20 protein-coding genes are annotated in these 17,629 nt (G+C 69.7%); 12 read left to right on the top strand and 8 right to left on the bottom strand.

The annotated features are described in order from the left end of the window. Positions 1-56: 56 nt before the first annotated feature. The 5 genes from AAHG09_RS05470 to AAHG09_RS05450 form a co-directional block, all read right to left on the bottom strand. The gene (locus AAHG09_RS05470) at positions 57-1,793 is read right to left on the bottom strand and encodes an L-lactate permease (RefSeq protein ID WP_342105895.1); all 1,737 of its coding nucleotides are present in this window, start codon (positions 1,791-1,793) and stop codon (positions 57-59) included. A 158-nt stretch (positions 1,794-1,951) separates the two neighbouring features. Further along, positions 1,952-2,818, bottom strand: a complete 867-nt coding sequence (locus AAHG09_RS05465) for a lysophospholipid acyltransferase family protein (RefSeq protein ID WP_342105894.1) — start codon at positions 2,816-2,818, stop codon at positions 1,952-1,954. 4 nt (positions 2,819-2,822) lie between these two features. After that, positions 2,823-3,338, bottom strand: coding sequence for a GNAT family N-acetyltransferase (locus AAHG09_RS05460; protein ID WP_342105892.1), 516 nt, complete (start codon positions 3,336-3,338; stop codon positions 2,823-2,825). After that, the gene (gene tsaB / locus AAHG09_RS05455) at positions 3,335-4,015 is read right to left on the bottom strand and encodes a tRNA (adenosine(37)-N6)-threonylcarbamoyltransferase complex dimerization subunit type 1 TsaB (protein ID WP_342105891.1); all 681 of its coding nucleotides are present in this window, start codon (positions 4,013-4,015) and stop codon (positions 3,335-3,337) included. Before tsaB ends, AAHG09_RS05460 begins: the two co-directional genes overlap by 4 nt. A gap of 356 nt (positions 4,016-4,371) precedes the next feature. Beyond that, positions 4,372-4,938 carry a NifU family protein gene (locus AAHG09_RS05450; RefSeq protein WP_342105889.1) on the bottom strand — a complete coding sequence of 189 codons (567 nt, stop codon included), beginning with the start codon at positions 4,936-4,938 and terminating at the stop codon, positions 4,372-4,374. 174 nt (positions 4,939-5,112) lie between these two features. Between AAHG09_RS05450 and AAHG09_RS05445 the strand changes: the two genes are divergently transcribed. From AAHG09_RS05445 to AAHG09_RS05430, 4 genes are all read left to right on the top strand, one after another. Further along, positions 5,113-5,592: an atp-dependent helicase gene (locus AAHG09_RS05445; protein WP_342105888.1), complete on the top strand. Its 480-nt coding sequence runs from the start codon at positions 5,113-5,115 to the stop codon at positions 5,590-5,592. A 125-nt stretch (positions 5,593-5,717) separates the two neighbouring features. Next, entirely contained in the window at positions 5,718-6,146 is a 429-nt protein-coding gene (locus tag AAHG09_RS05440) for a DUF2934 domain-containing protein (RefSeq protein ID WP_342105887.1), read from the top strand. Positions 6,147-6,295: 149 nt separating this feature from the next. After that, positions 6,296-6,961, top strand: a complete 666-nt coding sequence (locus AAHG09_RS05435; RefSeq protein ID WP_342105885.1) for an HAD family hydrolase — start codon at positions 6,296-6,298, stop codon at positions 6,959-6,961. Between the two features lie 201 nt (positions 6,962-7,162). Beyond that, on the top strand, positions 7,163-7,369 hold the full coding sequence (locus tag AAHG09_RS05430; protein WP_342106214.1) for a hypothetical protein: 207 nt from the start codon (positions 7,163-7,165) through the stop codon (positions 7,367-7,369). Between the two features lie 22 nt (positions 7,370-7,391). Here AAHG09_RS05430 and AAHG09_RS05425 read toward each other — a convergent pair whose 3' ends face one another. From AAHG09_RS05425 to AAHG09_RS05415, 3 genes are all read right to left on the bottom strand, one after another. After that, positions 7,392-7,619 carry a hypothetical protein gene (locus AAHG09_RS05425; protein ID WP_342105884.1) on the bottom strand — a complete coding sequence of 76 codons (228 nt, stop codon included), beginning with the start codon at positions 7,617-7,619 and terminating at the stop codon, positions 7,392-7,394. Between the two features lie 165 nt (positions 7,620-7,784). Next, positions 7,785-8,066, bottom strand: coding sequence for a hypothetical protein (locus tag AAHG09_RS05420; RefSeq protein WP_342105883.1), 282 nt, complete (start codon positions 8,064-8,066; stop codon positions 7,785-7,787). 167 nt (positions 8,067-8,233) lie between these two features. Continuing rightward, positions 8,234-8,614: a DUF6481 family protein gene (locus tag AAHG09_RS05415; protein WP_342105882.1), complete on the bottom strand. Its 381-nt coding sequence runs from the start codon at positions 8,612-8,614 to the stop codon at positions 8,234-8,236. An 806-nt stretch (positions 8,615-9,420) separates the two neighbouring features. On the opposite strand from AAHG09_RS05415, the gene AAHG09_RS05410 reads away from it, so the two are divergent. The 8 genes from AAHG09_RS05410 (at position 9,421) to AAHG09_RS05375 (ending at position 17,564) form a co-directional block, all read left to right on the top strand. Next, positions 9,421-9,615 (top strand): AtzG-like protein, encoded by a 195-nt coding sequence (locus AAHG09_RS05410; RefSeq protein WP_342105880.1) that lies wholly within the window; start codon positions 9,421-9,423, stop codon positions 9,613-9,615. Next, positions 9,612-11,009, top strand: coding sequence for an AtzE family amidohydrolase (locus AAHG09_RS05405; protein ID WP_342105879.1), 1,398 nt, complete (start codon positions 9,612-9,614; stop codon positions 11,007-11,009). The genes AAHG09_RS05410 and AAHG09_RS05405 overlap by 4 nt, the downstream gene beginning before the upstream one ends. Next, entirely contained in the window at positions 11,009-11,392 is a 384-nt protein-coding gene (gene hpxZ, locus AAHG09_RS05400; protein WP_342105877.1) for an oxalurate catabolism protein HpxZ, read from the top strand. Before AAHG09_RS05405 ends, hpxZ begins: the two co-directional genes overlap by 1 nt. Before the next feature lie 375 nt (positions 11,393-11,767). Next, complete coding sequence (locus AAHG09_RS05395; protein ID WP_342105875.1) at positions 11,768-13,390, top strand: ABC transporter substrate-binding protein; 1,623 nt, start codon at positions 11,768-11,770, stop codon at positions 13,388-13,390. 161 nt (positions 13,391-13,551) lie between these two features. Further along, complete coding sequence (locus AAHG09_RS05390; protein WP_342105874.1) at positions 13,552-14,505, top strand: ABC transporter permease; 954 nt, start codon at positions 13,552-13,554, stop codon at positions 14,503-14,505. Positions 14,506-14,519: 14 nt separating this feature from the next. After that, positions 14,520-15,455 (top strand): ABC transporter permease, encoded by a 936-nt coding sequence (locus AAHG09_RS05385; protein WP_342105872.1) that lies wholly within the window; start codon positions 14,520-14,522, stop codon positions 15,453-15,455. A gap of 13 nt (positions 15,456-15,468) precedes the next feature. Beyond that, positions 15,469-16,524, top strand: a complete 1,056-nt coding sequence (locus tag AAHG09_RS05380; RefSeq protein WP_342105871.1) for an ABC transporter ATP-binding protein — start codon at positions 15,469-15,471, stop codon at positions 16,522-16,524. Then, positions 16,521-17,564, top strand: coding sequence for an ABC transporter ATP-binding protein (locus AAHG09_RS05375; protein ID WP_342105869.1), 1,044 nt, complete (start codon positions 16,521-16,523; stop codon positions 17,562-17,564). The genes AAHG09_RS05380 and AAHG09_RS05375 overlap by 4 nt, the downstream gene beginning before the upstream one ends. The last annotated feature ends 65 nt before the right edge of the window (positions 17,565-17,629 follow it).

Raw genomic sequence — 17,629 nt, 5'->3', positions numbered from 1 at the left:
AACGCGACCGGCCGCCCAGGGGCGGCCGGCCAATGGCTTCGGCTGATGGATCAGCCTCAGTGAGCGACCGCCGCCGCTGCGGGCACGTCGATCACCATGTGCTGGAAGAACGGCACGTAGGCCTGAAGCATCACGAACAGGCCGACGAGGCAGGCCAGCGCGATCGAGTGCCAGAACACGAACCGCAGGATCTTGCCCTCCTGGCCGAAATAGCCGGTGGCCGTGGAGGCGACGACGATCGACTGGGCGTCGATCATCTTGCCCATCACGCCGCCGGACGAGTTCGCAGCCGCCATCAGCACGCCGGGCAAGCCGAGCTGCTCGGAGGTGATCCGCTGCAGGCCGCCGAACAGCACGTTCGAGGCCGTGTCCGACCCGGTCAGCGCGACGCCCAGCCAGCCGAGCAGCGTGCCGAAGAACGGGTAGAGGATCCCGGTCCCCGCGAAGGCCAGCCCGAGGGTGGCGTCGACGCCCGCGTAGCGGGTGAGGACGCCCAGCGCCAGCATCGCCGAGATGGTGATGAGCGAGTAGCGCAGGGCCCAGATCGTCTCGAAATAGGCCGTCACGAGCCGCACCGGCGAGAACCGCATGATCAGGCCGGAGATGATCGCGGCGATCAGCACGCCCGTGCCGGTGAACGACATGTAGGTGAACAGGAAGACCGCGCCCTCCGGCACCGGCTTCGGCACCACCGGCGGGACCTTCATGATCACGTTGTGCAGGCCCGGCACCTCGTACTTCCAGGTGAAGAGCGGATTGACGATGCCCTTGAACCAGCCGGTGCCCCAGATGGCGACGATGATCGACAGGACGATCCACGGCACCCAGGCCATCAGGATCTCGCCCTGCGAGGCCGTGCGGGCCCCGACATGGACCGGGGGCGTACCCGGCACACCGGCGCCGAGCGCCACCGGGCGCGGGCCCGCGACGGCGAGCGACGGATCATGGCCGCGCAGCGCCGGCGAGGTCCAGATCTCCTTCGGGTGCCAGACCTTCAGGAACAGCACCAGCGCGAGCATCGAGGCCAGCGAGGCGCCGATATCGACGATCCAGGGGTTCACATAGTTGGAGATCAGGAACTGCGCGACCGCGAAGGACGCGCCGCAGACCAGGATCGGCGGCCACACCCGGATCATGCCGCGGAAGCCCGCGAACACCCAGATCAGCCAGAACGGCACGATCAGCGAGAACAGCGGCAGCTGCCGGCCGATCATCGCGCCGAGGATCTCGGGCGGATAACCGGTCACCGAGGCCAGCCCCTGGATCGGCGCGCCGAGCGCCCCGAAGGCCACCGGCGCCGTGTTGGCGATCAGCGACAGGCCGGAGGCGGCGAGCGGCGAGAAGCCGAGGCCGATCAGGATGGCGCCGGTGACCGCAACCGGAGTGCCGAAGCCGCCCGCGCCCTCGAAGAAGGCGCCGAACGCGAAGGCGACCAGGAGCAGCTGCAAGCGCCGGTCGGCGGTGATGCCGGCCACCGATTGCTGAAGGATCGCGAACCAGCCCTTCTCCACCGTCAGCCGGTAGAGGAAGATGACGTTGAGGATGATCCAGCCGATCGGGAAGAAGCCCGTGACCATCCCGAGGATCGCGGCGCGTCCGGCGAGGCCGGTCGGCATGCCGAATCCCACGATGGCGACCAGGAGGGCGAGCCCGAGGGCGATGACGGCCGCGATATGGGCCTTCACCCGCCCGCTGGCGATCATGGCGAGCAGTGCGATGACCGGCACTGAGGCGGCGAGCGTCGAGAGCCATGGGCTCCCGAACGGATCGTAAACCTGATTCCAGGTTTGCAACGGGCGTCCTCCACTATGTCCCGACTGATACGGGTTGCGGCCTAGCTAGCAGAGAGATTCGGCCTGCTCAATGCACTGCATCATGTATTCCGGCGACCTTTTCGACCGACCATTTTGTATGTGGTCCGGTCGACCGCGGGCGTCGGGAGTCCGGGCCGTCAGACGGCCGCGACTTCAGGATCGTGAAGGTCGAGACCCGGGCGCGCCGGGCTGACGCTCACCGGCGGCGGAGGGCGAGAGCCCACGCCGACACCCCGCAGCGCGGCCCGAACCTCGGCCTCGGCGGCGGCGGTCGCGGCCTTCCGGTCGGTCGTCGCCTCGAAGGCGATGGGCGCCCCCCAGACCACATGCACGTCGATTGGGCCGCCCTGCACGAAGGCCATGAGGTGCGGGGCCAGCTCCATGTCGCCGTACCACGCGATCTCCGACCGCTCGGAGCGGGTCACCGGCAGCCCGTTGCGCCGGGGATACGCGATCGCCAGGGGCTGGAGGCGCACGCGACCCCGGCCAGCCTCGGCCTGCAGCGCCGCCCGGGCCGCCCCCACGAGGGAGGAGCGGAACGGCAGCAGCCGGGTCCCGTCGCCGGTCGTACCCTCCGCGAACAGCACCACGAGTTCGCCCTCCGCGAGGCGATGCCCCATGGTGGCACTCACCGTGGCGGTCGCCCCCCGGCGCTGCCGGTCGATGTAGATGGTCCGCTGCAGCGCCGCGAAGGTGCCGATCACCGGCCAGCCGGCGATCTCGGACTTCGCCACGAAGGAGAGCGGCCGCAGCGAGCCGATGGCGATGATGTCGAGCCACGAGACGTGGTTGGCCAGCACCAGGGCCGCCTCGCCCATGGCGGGGGGCGTGCCGCTCTGCGTCACCCGAACCCCGAACAGCCGCAGGAAGACCCGGTGGAACAGCATCGGCGCCAGGGTCGCCCGGCGACCGAGCAGGCGCAAAGCCACCCAGTGCGGCGGCGCCAACACCGCGAAGGCGAGGGCCAGGGTCGCGACGCGGCAGGCGAGGCCGAAGCGGCTCACGGCGTCAGAGGTCGGCGCTCATCGTCAGCGCGGTCGCCCGGCTGCCGTCGGCCTTGAGGTAGTAGCCGGTGCGCGCGCCGACCTGCCGGAAGCCGTTGCGGCTGTAGAGGCGCAGGGCCGGGGCGTTGCCCTCGTCGACCTCCAGATGGACCCGGGCGATGCCGCTGAGCGCGAGGCTCGACAGGTGCTCGCGCAGGAGCTTGCGGCTGTGCCCGCCGCCGCGCAGGGCCGGCGACAGCACCACGGTCAGGATCTCGGCCTCGTCGGCGGCGCGGCGCGAGAGCACGAAGCCGTGCAGCGTGCCCGCCCGCCAGAGGGCATGGGCCTGCGTCGACCGCTCGCAGAGCAGGCGCTCGAATTCATGGGCCTCCCAGGGACGGGCGAACGCGGTGGCGTGCAGCCGGGCCAGCGTCGGGGCCTGCGACGCGTCGATGAGCGGCGCCACGTAGGGCTCGGGGCTCAGCGCGTCCCACCACGCCGACCACCAGTCGGAGGGCCAGAAGGGTAGGGGCCGCGTCATTGCCGGGCGATCCGCGCATGGTCCTGGGGCCGCGCATCGGGCCCGCGCAGGTAGAGCGGCCGGGGCAGCGCCTGCTCGGGGTCGGCCAGGAGCCCGAGGGAGGCGACGGATGCGATGTCCGGCCCGGTGACGCGGTTGACGCTGGCTTGGACGCCGCGCTCGGCCAGGGCCGCCGCCAGGGCCGGCGAACCGGATCCGGCGAGCAGCATGGGACCGGCCCCGATCAGGCGGTCGGCGACCTCGGCGACGGGGAGATGCGCCGGGGCGATGCCGTCGCGCCCCGGACTGAGGGCGTGAACGTAGATCGCGCCATGCCGGGCATCGATCGCGGCGGCGATCGAGCCCTCGATCGTCTCGGCCAGCAGATGCGCCAGCAGGGCCGAGAGGGTGCCGACCCCGACCACCGGCTTGGCCGTGGCGAGGCCGATCGCGCGGGCCGCCGACAGGCCGACGCGCAAGCCCGTATAGCTGCCGGGGCCGACCGTGACAGCGATCCGGTCGATGGCCTCGAATCCGCCATCCACCCGGGCCATGACCCGCTCGATCAGCGGCAGCAGGGATTCGGCATGCCCGCGGGTCATCGCGAGGGACTCGACGGAGAGCGGCGTCTCGTCACCCTCCGCCATGACGCAGGCGGCGCAGGTGTCCAGCGCTGTGTCGATGGCCAGGATACGCACGTCCACTCCCGCATGCCGGTCCGCGCCGACCGTCCATTCCCTGCGCCCTCGAACGGCGCGAAGAGTCGGAATCGATAGAGCAAAACCGCCGTCCCGTCAGCGCCGGTCCGGTCGGCTGTCCCCATCGGCTGCGGAGTGTTGCCGGCTTGCGCCGCTTTGCCCGGGGACACGACCCCGCTTCCCTCAGGCGGCCCGGGAGACCCGACCGATCCGGCCGGCGATCGTCTCGGTGGTCCCGGCGGTCGGAAGTGGGGGCTCCGTCTTCGCACGCCACGACCGCGATGCTCCGGCCGGCGTCGCCGGCCCGAGCTACCGCGATCGTGGCGTCTCAGCCTCCAGCGCCCCCGCTTCGATCCTCAGATCGCCTGGACTTCCCGCACCTCCGGGAGGAAGTGCTTGAACAGGTTCTGCACCCCGTGCCGGAGCGTCGCGGTGGAGGACGGGCAGCCCGAGCAGGCGCCCTTCATCTCGAGATAGACGACGCCTTCCTTGTAGCCGCGGAAGGTGATGTCGCCGCCGTCTCCGGCGACGGCCGGGCGCACGCGGGTCTCGAGCAGGTCCTTGATGGTGACGACCGTGTCGTGGTCGGCCTCGTCGTAGAACTCGTCGCCGGGCTCGACCGCGTCGTGACCGCCCTCGGCCATCACGGGCGCACCGGACTGGAAATGCTCCATGATCGCGCCGAGCACGGCGGGCTTCACCTGCGCCCAATCGGAGCCGTCTTCGGCCTTGGTGACGGAGATGAAGTCGTGTCCGAAATACACGCCGGAGACGCCCGGAACCGCGAACAGCGCCGACGCCAGGGGCGAGCGGGCGGCGGCCTCGGCGTCCTTGGCCTCGAAGGTCGACTCGGCCAGGACGACGCGTCCGGGCAGGAACTTCAAGGTCGACGGGTTCGGCGTGGCTTCGGTCTGGATGAACATGCTGGCATAACTCCGCTGCGCCGGTTCAAGGCCGGCCGGGACATGCGCCCGCGGGCGCTTCCGTCCATGTGGACCGGCCGTCGGAATTTCTCAACCGGTGCGGCTTCGCGGGCGAGTGGACATTCCGGCCTGGGCGTCCGAGGACGGGCCCAGCAGGTGGCAGAGGAGCCGAGGGTGACGGTGACCGGGGACGAGACGCGCGCGCAGGATCCGCACACGGACCTCCGCGAGACCGAGACGAAACTCGACGAGGCCCGCGCCGAGGTTGCCGCGCTCAAGGTTCTGCTCGCCCTGCGGACGCACCAGCACGATCAGGCCTGGCAGGCCGCGCGACGCGCCGCAGCCGATCTCGAACAGGCGCGGGCCTCGTCCGCCCCGACTTCCGCCCCGACTTCCGCCCCGACCTCCGATGACGCGGAGAGCCCGTCCGCGGTGCAATCGGAGGCGGTCGCCCGCGCGGAGGCGCGCACCGAGGCCGTGCGGATCGTGCTGGGCGCCGTCCTGGCGAGCCTGCGCCCCTGGGGCTTGGATCGGCGCCGGTTCCAGAGGCTCGTCGTCCAGGCGGGCCGCGAGGCGCCGGAGGCGGGACCGGGCGCCGAGCGTCACGCGATCCTGTTGACCGAAGCGCGGCGCATCCTGGGGCGCACCCGATAGATGAGCCCGATGGGGGCGGCGGCACGCCGATCCGGAGCCCCGCACGCCGGGTCCACTGGGTTAACCCCCTCTTAACCGAGCCCTCCCATCGTCGGTGACAGGACGGACAGGGAGAGGTTTCCGGCATGCAGATCAGCGAACACCACGTGCGCGAGTACGCCTACTTCATCTGGGAAAACGAGGGCCGTGTTCACGGTCAGGCCGCGGCGCACTGGCTGCGCGCGGAAGCAGCTCTGCGCGTCGACACGACGCCGGCGGTTGTGACCGAGCCGGCTCCGGCCCAGAAGGCCGCCGCTCCGGCCAAGGTGGCTGCCCCCAAGTCGGCTGCCCCCAAGGTTGCCGCTCCGAAGGCTGCGGCTCCGAAGGCGGCTGCGCCCAAGGCCGCCAAGGCCGCCGCTCCGAAGGCCGCCGCCACCCCGGCGCCGAAGCCCGCGCCCGTCAAGGCTGCCGCGAAGCCGGCTGCCCCGAAGCCCATCCGGGCCTCCAAGACTGCCGTCACGGCCGGCATCGCCGCCAAGGCGAAGCCCGCCCGCACCCCGGCCGCGATGCACTGACGCGCACCGCACCGAACACATTTCAGAAGCCCGTCCCCACCCCGGGGGCGGGCTTCTGCCGTTCCAGCACCGAAATCCCGGGAACAGGGCCTTCTGCCGCCCCGTTGACGCCCGTGAAGCGGGCCGCCCTGCGCCGCGATGAGGCCAGCATGCGCGCCGTGATCTTCGACATCGACGGGACCTTGCTCGACAGCGTCGATCTGCATGCCCGGGCCTGGGTCGAGGCCTTCGCGCATTTCGGCGTCGAGACGGACGAGGCCAAAGTCCGCAGCCAGATCGGGAAGGGCGGCGACGAGCTGATGCCGGTCTTCCTGCCGCAGGAGCGGATCGAACGGGACGGCGAAACGATCGAGGCCTTCCGGTCCGACCTGTTCAAGCGGAAATACCTTCCCGACGTGAAGCCGTTTCCGGGCGTGCGATCGCTGTTCGAGCGGATCCGTGCGGACGGCAACACCATCGCCCTGGCCTCATCGGGCAAGCGAGCGGAGGTGGAGCGCTACACCGACATTCTAAAGATCGGCGACCTCGTCGATGTCGCCACGAGCTCGGACGACGCCGACCGGTCGAAGCCGCATCCCGACATCTTCGAGGCCGCTTTGGCGAAGCTCGACGGTGGTCCGTCCAGCACGATCCACGTCGTCGGCGACACGCCCTACGACGCCGAGGCCGCGCGGAAGGCGGGCCTGCCGACCATCGGTTTGCTGTGCGGCGGCTTCCCGGAGGCGGACCTGTCCGCGGCGGGCTGCGTGGCGATCTTCCGCGACCCGCAGGACCTGCTCGACGGGTACGACCGCTCGCCCCTGGCACAGCGCTGAGGGCCATCGCAACCGGAAGTGGGGCAAGCGATTTCGTGCCCGCCGGCTCCGATATCCCCACGTTTCGCATCACGTGTTGCAGTGCGGTGACGCAGCGTGATGCCGGCTACAGAAAAATACGAATGGGGCTGGTGCGACCCCGGCAAAAGGCGTAGCGAGCCGCCCGCCAACTTGGATCCCTTCGAAGGACGAGCGACGCTGATGCCTCAGACCCATCAGGCCCAGCCGGCATCGCGTTTCATTCCGGTCGCCAAGACGTTGCCGGAACAGATCGCCGAAGCCGTGGAGTCCCGGTCGACCCCGCTCAGTCACCTGCTCCGCCTCATGGCGGCCCTGCAGGAAGAGGGCGGAAACGAAGCCCTGCGCCTGCGCCTGCGGGCCCGGATCGGAGCGCCGCTCGACGCCTGAACGGCGCGGGCCGAGGCCCCCCTCAACGCCGATGGTGCCGCTTGTGCCGTCGGCGCGCCGGTTTAGCCGGCTGCGCGGATTGGCCCAGCCGCGCCATGCAGGCGTAATAGATCTGCTTGCCGATCTCTTCGAGTTCCAGACCCCGGGGATTGGGCGTCGCGAAAACCTTCGCCTTGGCTTCGAGGCGGCAGGCGGCATCCTCGGGGCTGCGAATCGGCGGCTCGGCGCGTGCGGGGGTCATGGCCAGCATCAGGCCGACTGACGCTCCGATAACGCTACCTACGGGAAAACGCCGTCTCGCCCAAGAATACGGCCTTGAATACGGCATTCGGATCGCAGTCCTCGCTCCACCCGGACGCCGAGATAGAGCGTTTCGCGCCGCCGTGAACCGTCCGGGACTACGGACCGGCATCCATCACGGAACGATCCACAGGCACCGGCCGGCGCCTGCGATCGTCATGCACTCGTAGGGTGCGCCGCCGATCAGCGCCCGCTGCTCCACGGACCCGATGGTCTTCCGGTCGATGCTGCGGCAGCCGGCCTCGGCCTCGGCCGGATGGCCCGAGCCGGTGGTCGCGTCGATCCGGCGGGCCGCAATCAGGGTCTCGCAGGCGATCGCCGTGGCGTGGTCCTGCGCCGCGGCCGCCCCCGACCAGACGACGACGGAGACGAGCACCAGAAGCGTTCGGATAAGCATCGCGCGCCCTCGCTACGACAGCCGCACGCACAGGGGCAGCTTGCAGACCGTCGCAAACGCGGGACACCGCGGGCGGGTTTCAGTCGACGGACCCCGGACGCGACGACGCCCGCCGGGACAGGCGGGCGTCGTTCAACGGACACAAGGCTGTCGAACGTCGCGTCCGCTCAGCGCTTGACCTTCACCTTGGCCTTGCGGGCCGCGTAGCGGGCGTCGCGCTGGGCCTTCTTGGCCGCGAGCTCGGCCGACTTGCGCTCCTGCGCGGCGGCGAGTTCGGCGGCCTCGCGGGCGAGCTGGGCAGCCAGTTCCGCCTCCTCGCGCTGACGCTTCTCCTCGGCGGCCTTCAGTTCGGCGGCAATGCGGGCGGCCTCGCGCTCACGGGTCCGCTCCTCGCGCGCCTTGGCGATATCGGCCCGGGCTTTGGCCTTGGCGATCACCTCCGGATCGTCGGACGGGGGCCGCGCCTTGAACTTGGCCAGCAAAGCGGCCTTGGCATTCTGCGAGTTCTGGCGGCGATCGTCGAAGTTCCTGTAGTCGAATGCGCTCATCTGACCTTTCTCAGTTCGGTATGTTGGGCGTCTTGCAGGGACATCCGGCCACGCCGGCAAGGGACCTCAGTCTGCAGATTCCGACGCCGTCCCCGGACCTCGGAACCGTGCCGACCCATCGGCAGCACCGATGGTTCGACCCGAGCGCTCGATCTGCGCCGCAGCGCTCGGGTCGAACCAAAATTTGAAAAACGGAGAGCCCTTACCCGGAGCCCCGATGGAGATGCAATCGCACCGGCGTCTTCAGCCTGCCCAGAAAGCGACAATCCACATCGTCTCTGTAAGAGTTTCGTCCGGCGATGCAGAAAAACATCAAACGGCGATCGCTGTGAAGACGTTGCGCAGGCGCGACAGGATGTCTGACGGATCAGGAGATAGGTCGCGCACAACGCGGCGGCAAGGTGAGTGGCCGGTCCTGACCGCCACCGACCGAGAACCGCAACGGCGGCCTTCCTGGCCTTCAGACAAGCCTGCGACACGGCCTACACAGTATCAAAACCGCTCCGCAGAACTTATTCTACGCTTGCATCACTGATTTGCGCTGCCGACATCGATCCCCCTGATGACCTTGAACCGGTGAAATGTGCCTCGTCACAGGCGTCGGCGGCGCGCCGGCCGCACGGCTGATCGATGGCAGCCGCCTGCTCAAAAATCGGGCATTCTTATCGCGTCTCTGCGGCATCCAAACCTTAGCGGCATATCTGCACACAAATTAGTCATATGATGGCCGACGGTTCGCCGGCAGCGGACGGCACGAGGTCTGCTACTGGGGCATAGAGCTCATCCGCCGCTTGATTGTGGACCCGATGCCTGAGACCGACGCCTCGTTCGAACCAGAACGCTACCTCGCCGCGACAGCTCCGCTCCTCGGCCTCACGCTGGACGCGGCCTGGACCGCACCGATCGCCGCCAACCTCCGGGTCCTCGCGGCGGCAGCCACGCTGCTCGCCGACTTCGAGATCCCCGATGCCATCGACGCTGCGCAGCGGTTCGAAGCATGAGCGCATCCCGACCCGCGGAAGCGACGGCGATCGCCGCCGCAGTCGCCGACCGGCGCTGCAGCGCGCGGAGCGTGATCGAACAGACCCTGGAAGGCATCGCGCGTCTCGACCGCGGAGTGAATGCCTTCACGGACGTGCTCGCCGCGCGCGCCCTGGCCCGGGCCGACGCCCTCGACGCCGCATCGGGCCAGGGCCGTGTGGCCGGGCCGCTCGCGGGTGTGCCCTTTGCGGTCAAGAATCTGATCGACATCGAAGGCCTGCCGACCCGAGCGGGTTCGAAGATCAACCGCGCGCTTCCCCCGGCCCGGCGGGACGGGGCTCTGGTACGCCGGCTCGAGGCGGCCGGGGCGATCCTGATCGGCGGCCTCAACATGGGCGAATACGCCTATGATTTCACAGGCGAGAACATCCACGACGGGGATGCCCGCAACCCGCACGCCCTCGACCATATGACCGGCGGCTCGTCCGGCGGATCCGGCGCGGCGCTCGCCGCCGGGATGGTGCCGCTGACGCTGGGCTCGGACACCAACGGCTCGATCCGGGTGCCCGCGGCCTTCTGCGGCTGCTTCGGGCTGAAGCCGACCTATGGGCGCCTCAGCCGGGCCGGGAGCTTTCCGTTCGTGGGCAGCCTGGATCATCTCGGGCCCATGGCGCGCAGCGTCGCCGACCTCGCCCTGGCGTACGATGCGATGCAGGGCCCCGATCCGGACGACCCGGTGGCCACGACCCGCGCGCCGGAGCCGGTCCTGTCGACCCTCGAGATCGGTATCGACGGCCTGCGGATCGCGGTGGCGGGCGGCTACTTCGCCCGGAGCGGCGATCCGGAAGCCTTCGCGGCGGTGGGGCACGTCGCGCAGGCGCTCGGCGCGCAGCGGACCGTCGAGCTGCCGGAGGCTCACCGCGCCCGGGCGGCGGCCTATCTCATCACCGCAGCCGAGGGCGCGACGCTCCACCTCGACCGCCTGCGCACCCGGCCCGGGGATTTCGATCCGGCGGTGCGGGACCGGCTGATCGCCGGCGCGATGATTCCGGCGCCCTTCGTCGAACGGGCGCAACGCTTCCGGCGCTGGTACCGGGACGCGGTGCTCGACCTGTTCGGCGGCGTCGACGTGATCCTGGCGCCCGCCACGCCCTGCCGGGCGCCGAAGCGTGGGCAGACGCATTTCGTCCTTGACGGCGTGAGCCTGCCGGTGCGGGCCAATGTCGGCGTGTTCACCCAGCCGATCTCGTTCATCGGCCTTCCGGTGGTCGCCGCCCCGGTCTGGCTCGATGACGGGTTGCCGCTCGGCGTCCAGGTCATCGCCGCCCCCTGGCGGGAGGATCTGGCCCTCCGCGTCGCCCGCCACCTCGAACGGACCGGCATCTGCACGGCGCGCATCGCGGAGCTGACCTGATGGTGATCGACGATCCCGCCGTGAAGGCCGAAGTCGAGGCCGCATTCCGGGCCTACGAGACGGCGCTCACCACCAACGACGTCCCGACCCTGGAGGCCTTGTTCCGGGACGATCCGCTGACCATCCGGTACGGCATCGGCGAGAACCTCTACGGCATGGACGCGATCCGCGCCTTCCGCCGCGCCCGCTCGCCGGTCGGCCTGGAGCGTACCCTCGCGCAGACGCAGATCACCACGTACGGGCGCGACCTCGCAACCGCGATGACGCTGTTCCGCCGCGCCGCGGCCCCCGGAAAGATCGGCCGCCAGAGCCAGACCTGGGTGCGCTTCCCCGAGGGCTGGCGGGTGGTGGCCGCCCATGTGAGCCTCATCGACGTGGAATAGCTTCGCGCAGCGCTTTCAAGGTGTTGGGCGGCGATCCGACGCCAACGTATCAAGCCGGTCGTGTGCGCCGCCCCTGTCCCGGGCGCATGCACCGCCAGCAGAATGCGACCCGGGATCCCGTGCGAGACTCCGCGAAGCGTCGGTCTGTATAGACCTGTGCCGCTGGCACGGCGCTCATTGTGCGGGACCCCGGATCAGGTTCCGCTGACGCTACACCTGTCCGGGAAAGGGCGCGCCGTAAGCCCGCGCGTTTGGTCCAACACCGTGACACGGCGGGGTCCGCGCGGTTCGCAGGGCGACTGGCCGCCGGCTTGCATAGGGACGAGCGTATGCCGGGCCCGACTGGCCCGGATCCACGCGAGTACCCGATCCAAGATGCTGTCCCGTCTAAAAAAATTCGGCGCCCGTGTGGCGCTGGCCGGCGCCCTGGCGCTTCCTGCGAGTTCTGCCGCCTTCGCGCAGGGGACGCTGCGGATCGGCATGACCGCCTCCGACATCCCGCTCACCACCGGCCAGACCGACAATGGTGGCGAGGGCATGCGCTTCCTCGGCTACACGGTCTATGACGGGCTCATCAATTGGGACCTGTCGAGCGCCGAACTGGCCTCCGATCTCGTGCCGGGGCTCGCCACCAGCTGGACCGTCGACCCGAACGACAAGACCAAGTGGACGTTCAAGCTGCGTCCCGGCGTGAAATTCCACGACGGCTCGGACTTCACCGCCGACGCGGTGGTCTGGAACCTCGACAAACTCCTGAAGTCGGACGCTCCGCAATACGACCCGCGCCAGTCGGCGCAGGGCAAGACCCGCATCCCCGCGGTGGCGAGCTACCGCGCCGTCGATCCGATGACCGTCGAGATCACCACCAAGGCCCCCGACGCGACGCTGCCCTACCAGATCGCCTGGATCATGATGTCGTCGCCGGCCCAGTGGGAGAAGCTCGGCAAGTCGTGGGACACCTTCGCCAAGCAGCCCTCGGGCACCGGCCCCTGGAAGCTGACCCTGTTCGCCCCGCGTGAGCGCGCCGAGATGGTCCCGTTCAAGGAGTACTGGGACAAGGATCGGGTGCCGAAGCTCGACAAGCTCGTGCTGATCCCGCTCCCCGAAGCCAATGCCCGGACCGCCGCGCTCCGCTCGGGTCAGGTCGACTGGATCGAGGCGCCCGCGCCCGACGCGGTGGAATCGCTCAAGAGCGCCGGCTTCACCATCGTCACCAACGCCTATCCGCACAATTGGACGTGGCACCTCTCGCGGGTCGAGGGCTCGCCCTGGAACGATATCCGCGTACGCAAGGCGGCGAACCTCGCCATCGACCGCGAGGGGCTGAAGGAACTGCTCGGCGGCCTCGCCATCCCGGCCAAGGGCTTCATGCCGCCCGGCCACCAGTGGTTCGGCCACCCGACCTTCGACATCAAGTACGATCCGGAGGCCGCCAAGAAGCTGCTCGCGGAAGCCGGCTACAGCCCGGCCAAGCCCCTGAAGCTCAAGGTCGCGATCTCGGCCTCGGGCTCGGGCCAGATGCAGCCGCTGCCGATGAACGAGTTCATCCAGCAGAACCTGGCCGAGGTGGGCATCCAGGTCGACTACGAGGTGGTCGAGTGGAACACGCTGATCAACATCTGGCGGGCCGGCGCCAAGGCCGATATCTCCCGCGGCGTCTCGGCGATCAACTACTCGTACTTCATCCAGGACCCGTTCACCGGCTTCATCCGCCATCTGCAGTGCAATTTCGCCCCGCCGAACGGCACGAACTGGGGCTATTACTGCGACCCGGCGATGGACAAGCTGTTCGATCAGGTCCGCAACACCTTCGACAAGGCCGAGCAGACCAAGGTCCTGCAGAAAATCCACGAGAAGTACGTCGACGACGCGCTGTTCGTCATGATCACGCACGACGTCAATCCGCGGGCGATGAGCCCGAAGGTGAAGGGCTTCGTTCAGGCGCAGAACTGGTTCCAGGATTTCTCGAAGATCACCATCGCGACCGCGGGACGGTAGCCGGGCGAGACACATCTCTCCTCCCCCTTGCGGGGAGGAGCCGGAGGTTGGGGTGGTGCAGGATTGAGCACAGCGGTGCCGTCTGAACCACCCCCACCCCTAACCCCTCCCCGCAAGGGGGAGGGGAAGAGCCTCGGCTGTGCACGACAACAGGGCCTTCAATGCTCCTCTACACCCTCAAGCGCCTGCTCTACGCGACCCCCGTGGCGTTCGGGGTCAGCGTGGTCTGCTTCCTCCTCGTCCATCTCGCGCCGGGCGATCCGCTGAGCGCGATCCTGCCCGTCGACGCCACGCAGTCGATGATCGACGAGATGCGCGCCGCCTACGGTTTCGATAAGCCGCTGCCGGTCCAGTATCTGATCTGGCTCTGGCACGTGCTGCACGGGGACCTCGGCATCTCGATCGCCACCGGACGGCCGGTGCTGAGCGAGGTCAGCCGCGCGGTGGTCAACTCGCTGATCCTCGCCTCCGTGGCGACCGTGATCGGCTTCACCTTCGGCACGCTGTTCGGCTTCGTGGCGGGCTACCACCGCAACTCGCTGGCCGACCGGGCGGCCTCGGCGCTGTCGGTCTTCGGCGTGAGCGTGCCGCATTACTGGCTCGGCATGGTGCTGGTGATCATATTCTCGGCGACTTTGGGCTGGCTGCCGCCCACCGGCGCCGGGCCGGACGGCTCCGGCAACTGGCGCCCGGACTTCGACCACCTGCGCTACATGATCCTGCCCGCGGTCACGATGTCGGTGATCCCGATGGGCATCATCGCCCGCACGGTCCGGGCGCTGGTCGCCGACATCCTGTCCCAGGACTTCGTCGAGGCCCTGCGCGCCAAGGGCATGGACGAGCGCGGCGTGTTCAAGCACGTCGTGCGCAACGCCGCCCCGACCGCGCTCGCCATCATGGGCCTGCAGCTCGGCTACCTGCTCGGCGGCTCGATCCTGGTCGAGACCGTGTTCGCGTGGCCCGGCACCGGCTTCCTGCTCAACGCCGCGATCTTCCAGCGCGATTTGCCCCTGCTTCAGGGCTCGATCCTCGTGCTGGCGATGTTCTTCGTGCTCCTCAACCTCTTGGTGGACGTGATGCAGACCGCCCTCGACCCGCGCATCGAGCGCGCCTGAGCCGGAGCCCGATCATGACTGCTCCCGTCACCGCGGCTTCCATCGCCCTCGACGGCGGCGTGCTCGCCGCCGAGGACGTCGCCCACGGGCCCGAGGCCGCCTTCGTCCCGTCGCGGGGCTTCTGGGGCCATGTCGGCCACCGGCTGGTGCGCGACCCCGTCGCCATGGGCGCGGGCGCCGTGATCCTGCTGGTCGTGCTGATCGCGCTCCTGTCGCCCTGGATCACCCCGATGGATCCCTACAAGGGCTCCATGCTGCGCCGCCTCAGGCATGTCGGCGACGCCACCTACTGGCTCGGCTCGGACGAGCTCGGCCGCGACATGATCAGCCGGCTGATGCTGGGCTCGCGCCTGTCGCTGTTCATCGGCGTCACGCCGGTGCTGATCGCCTTCGTGATCGGCTCGGGCATCGGGATCCTGGCCGGCTATGTCGGCGGCTGGACCAACACGATCCTGATGCGCACGATCGACGTGTTTTTTGCGTTCCCCTCCGTGCTGCTGGCGATCGCTCTCTCCGGCGCCCTGGGAGCGGGCATCTTCAACTCGATCGTCTCGCTGACTTGCGTGTTCGTGCCTCAGATCGCCCGGGTGGCCGAGAGCGTCACGACGGGCATCCGCAAGCGCGACTACATCGACGCCGCCAAGCTCTCGGGCGCCTCGGCCCTGACGATCATGCGCGTGCAGGTGCTCGGCAACGTCGTCGGGCCGATCTTCGTCTATTCGACCAGCCTGATCTCGGTCTCGATGATCCTGGCCTCGGGCCTCTCGTTCCTCGGCCTCGGCGTGCGTCCGCCCGAGCCCGAATGGGGCCTGATGCTCAACACCCTGCGCACCGCGATCTACGTGAACCCGGTCGTGGCCGCCCTGCCGGGCGTGTGCATCTTCCTCGTCTCGATCGCCTTCAACCTGTTCTCGGACGGCCTGCGCGCCGCCATGGAAATCCGCCAATGACGGAGATTCGCCAGTGAGCGTCATCCCGGACGCCCCCGACCCGTTCGCCCGCGACCGCGGCGGACCGGCCCAGCCGCTCCTGTCGGTCTCGGGGCTGACCAAGCACTTCCCGGTCCGCAAGGCCGGGGGCAAGAAACAGGTGGTCCGCGCCGTCGACGGCGTCGATTTCGACGTCCTGAAGGGCGAGACGCTGGGCATCGTCGGCGAGTCCGGCTGCGGCAAGTCCACCACCGCCAAGCTGCTGATGGGCCTGATCGAGCGCGATTCGGGCCAGATGCTCTACGACGGCCAGGCGATCGGCGAGCGCGCCATGCCGTGGCGGGCCTATCGCCGCCAGGTCCAGATGGTGTTCCAGGACAGCTACGCCTCGCTCAACCCGCGCATGACCGTGGAGCAGTCGATCGCCTTCGGCCCGAAGGTCAACGGCGTGCCGGGCCGCGAGGCGGTGGAGCGCGCCCGCGCGCTGCTTGCCCGGGTCGGCCTGGAGCCGAAGCGCTTCGCCGGCCGCTACCCGCACGAGATCTCCGGCGGCCAGCGCCAGCGGGTCAACATCGCCCGCTCGCTGGCGCTTGAGCCGCGGCTGGTGCTCCTCGACGAGGCGGTCTCGGCCCTCGACAAGTCGGTGGAGGCGCAGGTGCTGAACCTGCTCCTCGACCTGAAGGCCGAGTTCGGGCTGACCTACATCTTCATCAGCCACGATCTGAACGTCGTGCGCTTCATCTCCGACCGGGTGATGGTGATGTATCTCGGCCGGGTCGCCGAGATCGGCCCGTCCGACACGGTGCTCGACGCGCCGGCCCATCCCTACACCGAGGCGCTGCTCGCCTCGATGCCGTCCCTCGACCCCGATAACCGCACGCAGGCCGCGCTGCTGCAGGGCGACCCGCCGAATCCGATCGACCCGCCCTCCGGCTGCCGGTTCCACCCGCGCTGTGCCCTCGCGGAGGGTGTCTGCGCCGAGAGGGAGCCGCCGCTCGACGCGGTCCGGCCGCTGCACCGCGTGGCCTGCCTCGCCCGCCAGCCCAGCTCCGGCCATTCCGCGGCACCCGCCGAGGCACTCGCGGCATGAGCAGTTCGATTCCCACCCCTTCCTCGGAACCCGCCGTCACGCTCAAGGACCTGCGCGTCGCCTTCGGCAAGGTTCAGGTCGTCGACGGCGTCGACCTGGCCCTCGAGCGCGGGCAGGCGCTGGCGCTGATCGGCGAATCCGGCTCCGGCAAGAGCGTCACCCTCCGCGCGATCCTGCGCCTGTTCCCCGAAGGCCGCAGCCGGATCGAGGGTACGATCCGGGCGGCCGGCAAGGACGTGCAGGCGCTGACCAAGCGCCAGCTCGCCGATTTCCGCGGCGGCGACGTCTCGATGATCTTCCAGGAGCCGCTGCTCGCCTTCGACCCGGTCTATACGGTCGGCCAGCAGATCACCGAAGCGATCCGGCGCCACGAGCGGATCTCCAAGGATGAGGCGCGCAAGCGGGCGCTCGCCCTGTTCGAGCGGGTGCGGATCCCGAGCCCGGAGCGGCGGCTCGACAATTACCCGCACGAGATGTCGGGCGGCATGCGCCAGCGGGCCATGATCGCCCTGGCGCTCGCCTGCCGGCCACAGGTTCTGCTCGCCGATGAACCGACCACGGCGCTCGACGCCACGGTGCAGATCCAGGTGCTGCTGCTGCTGCGCGAGCTGCAGCGCGATCTCGGCCTGTCGATCGTCATCGTCACGCACGATCTCGGCGCGGCCGTCGAGGTCGCCGACCGGATCGCCGTGATGTACGCCGGCAAGATCGTCGAGACCGGCACGGCGCATCAGGTCGTGTTGAACCCGCACCACCCCTACACGATCGGCCTGCTGCGCAGCCGGGCCGAGGGTGCGCTCGCCAAGGGCTCCCGGCTCCAGACCATCCCGGGCAGCCCGCCCGATCTCGCCAACCGCCCGCCGGGCTGCCCGTTCGCGCCGCGCTGTTTCCTGGCGGAAGAACGCTGCCGCCGGGAGATGCCGCCGGTCGCCGCGATCACGCCCGGCCATCAGGTCGCCTGCTGGCGGACCGAGGAGGCCTCGGCCGCCTACCGTGCCGGCCCGACGCCGGTCCGCGCCGCCGAGCCGGTCCCGGCCTGACCTCGACGCCCCCGCGCGAAGCCTTTATCCGGCTTCGCACGGTCCGGTTGTGGGCCGCCGGGGCA

This window comes from Methylobacterium guangdongense (assembly GCF_038442355.1).
In the GTDB taxonomy this organism is placed as follows: Bacteria; Pseudomonadota; Alphaproteobacteria; order Rhizobiales; family Beijerinckiaceae; genus Methylobacterium; species Methylobacterium guangdongense.
Note: the sequence above shows the minus strand (reverse complement) of the source record. Positions and strands in the feature narration are given on the sequence as shown.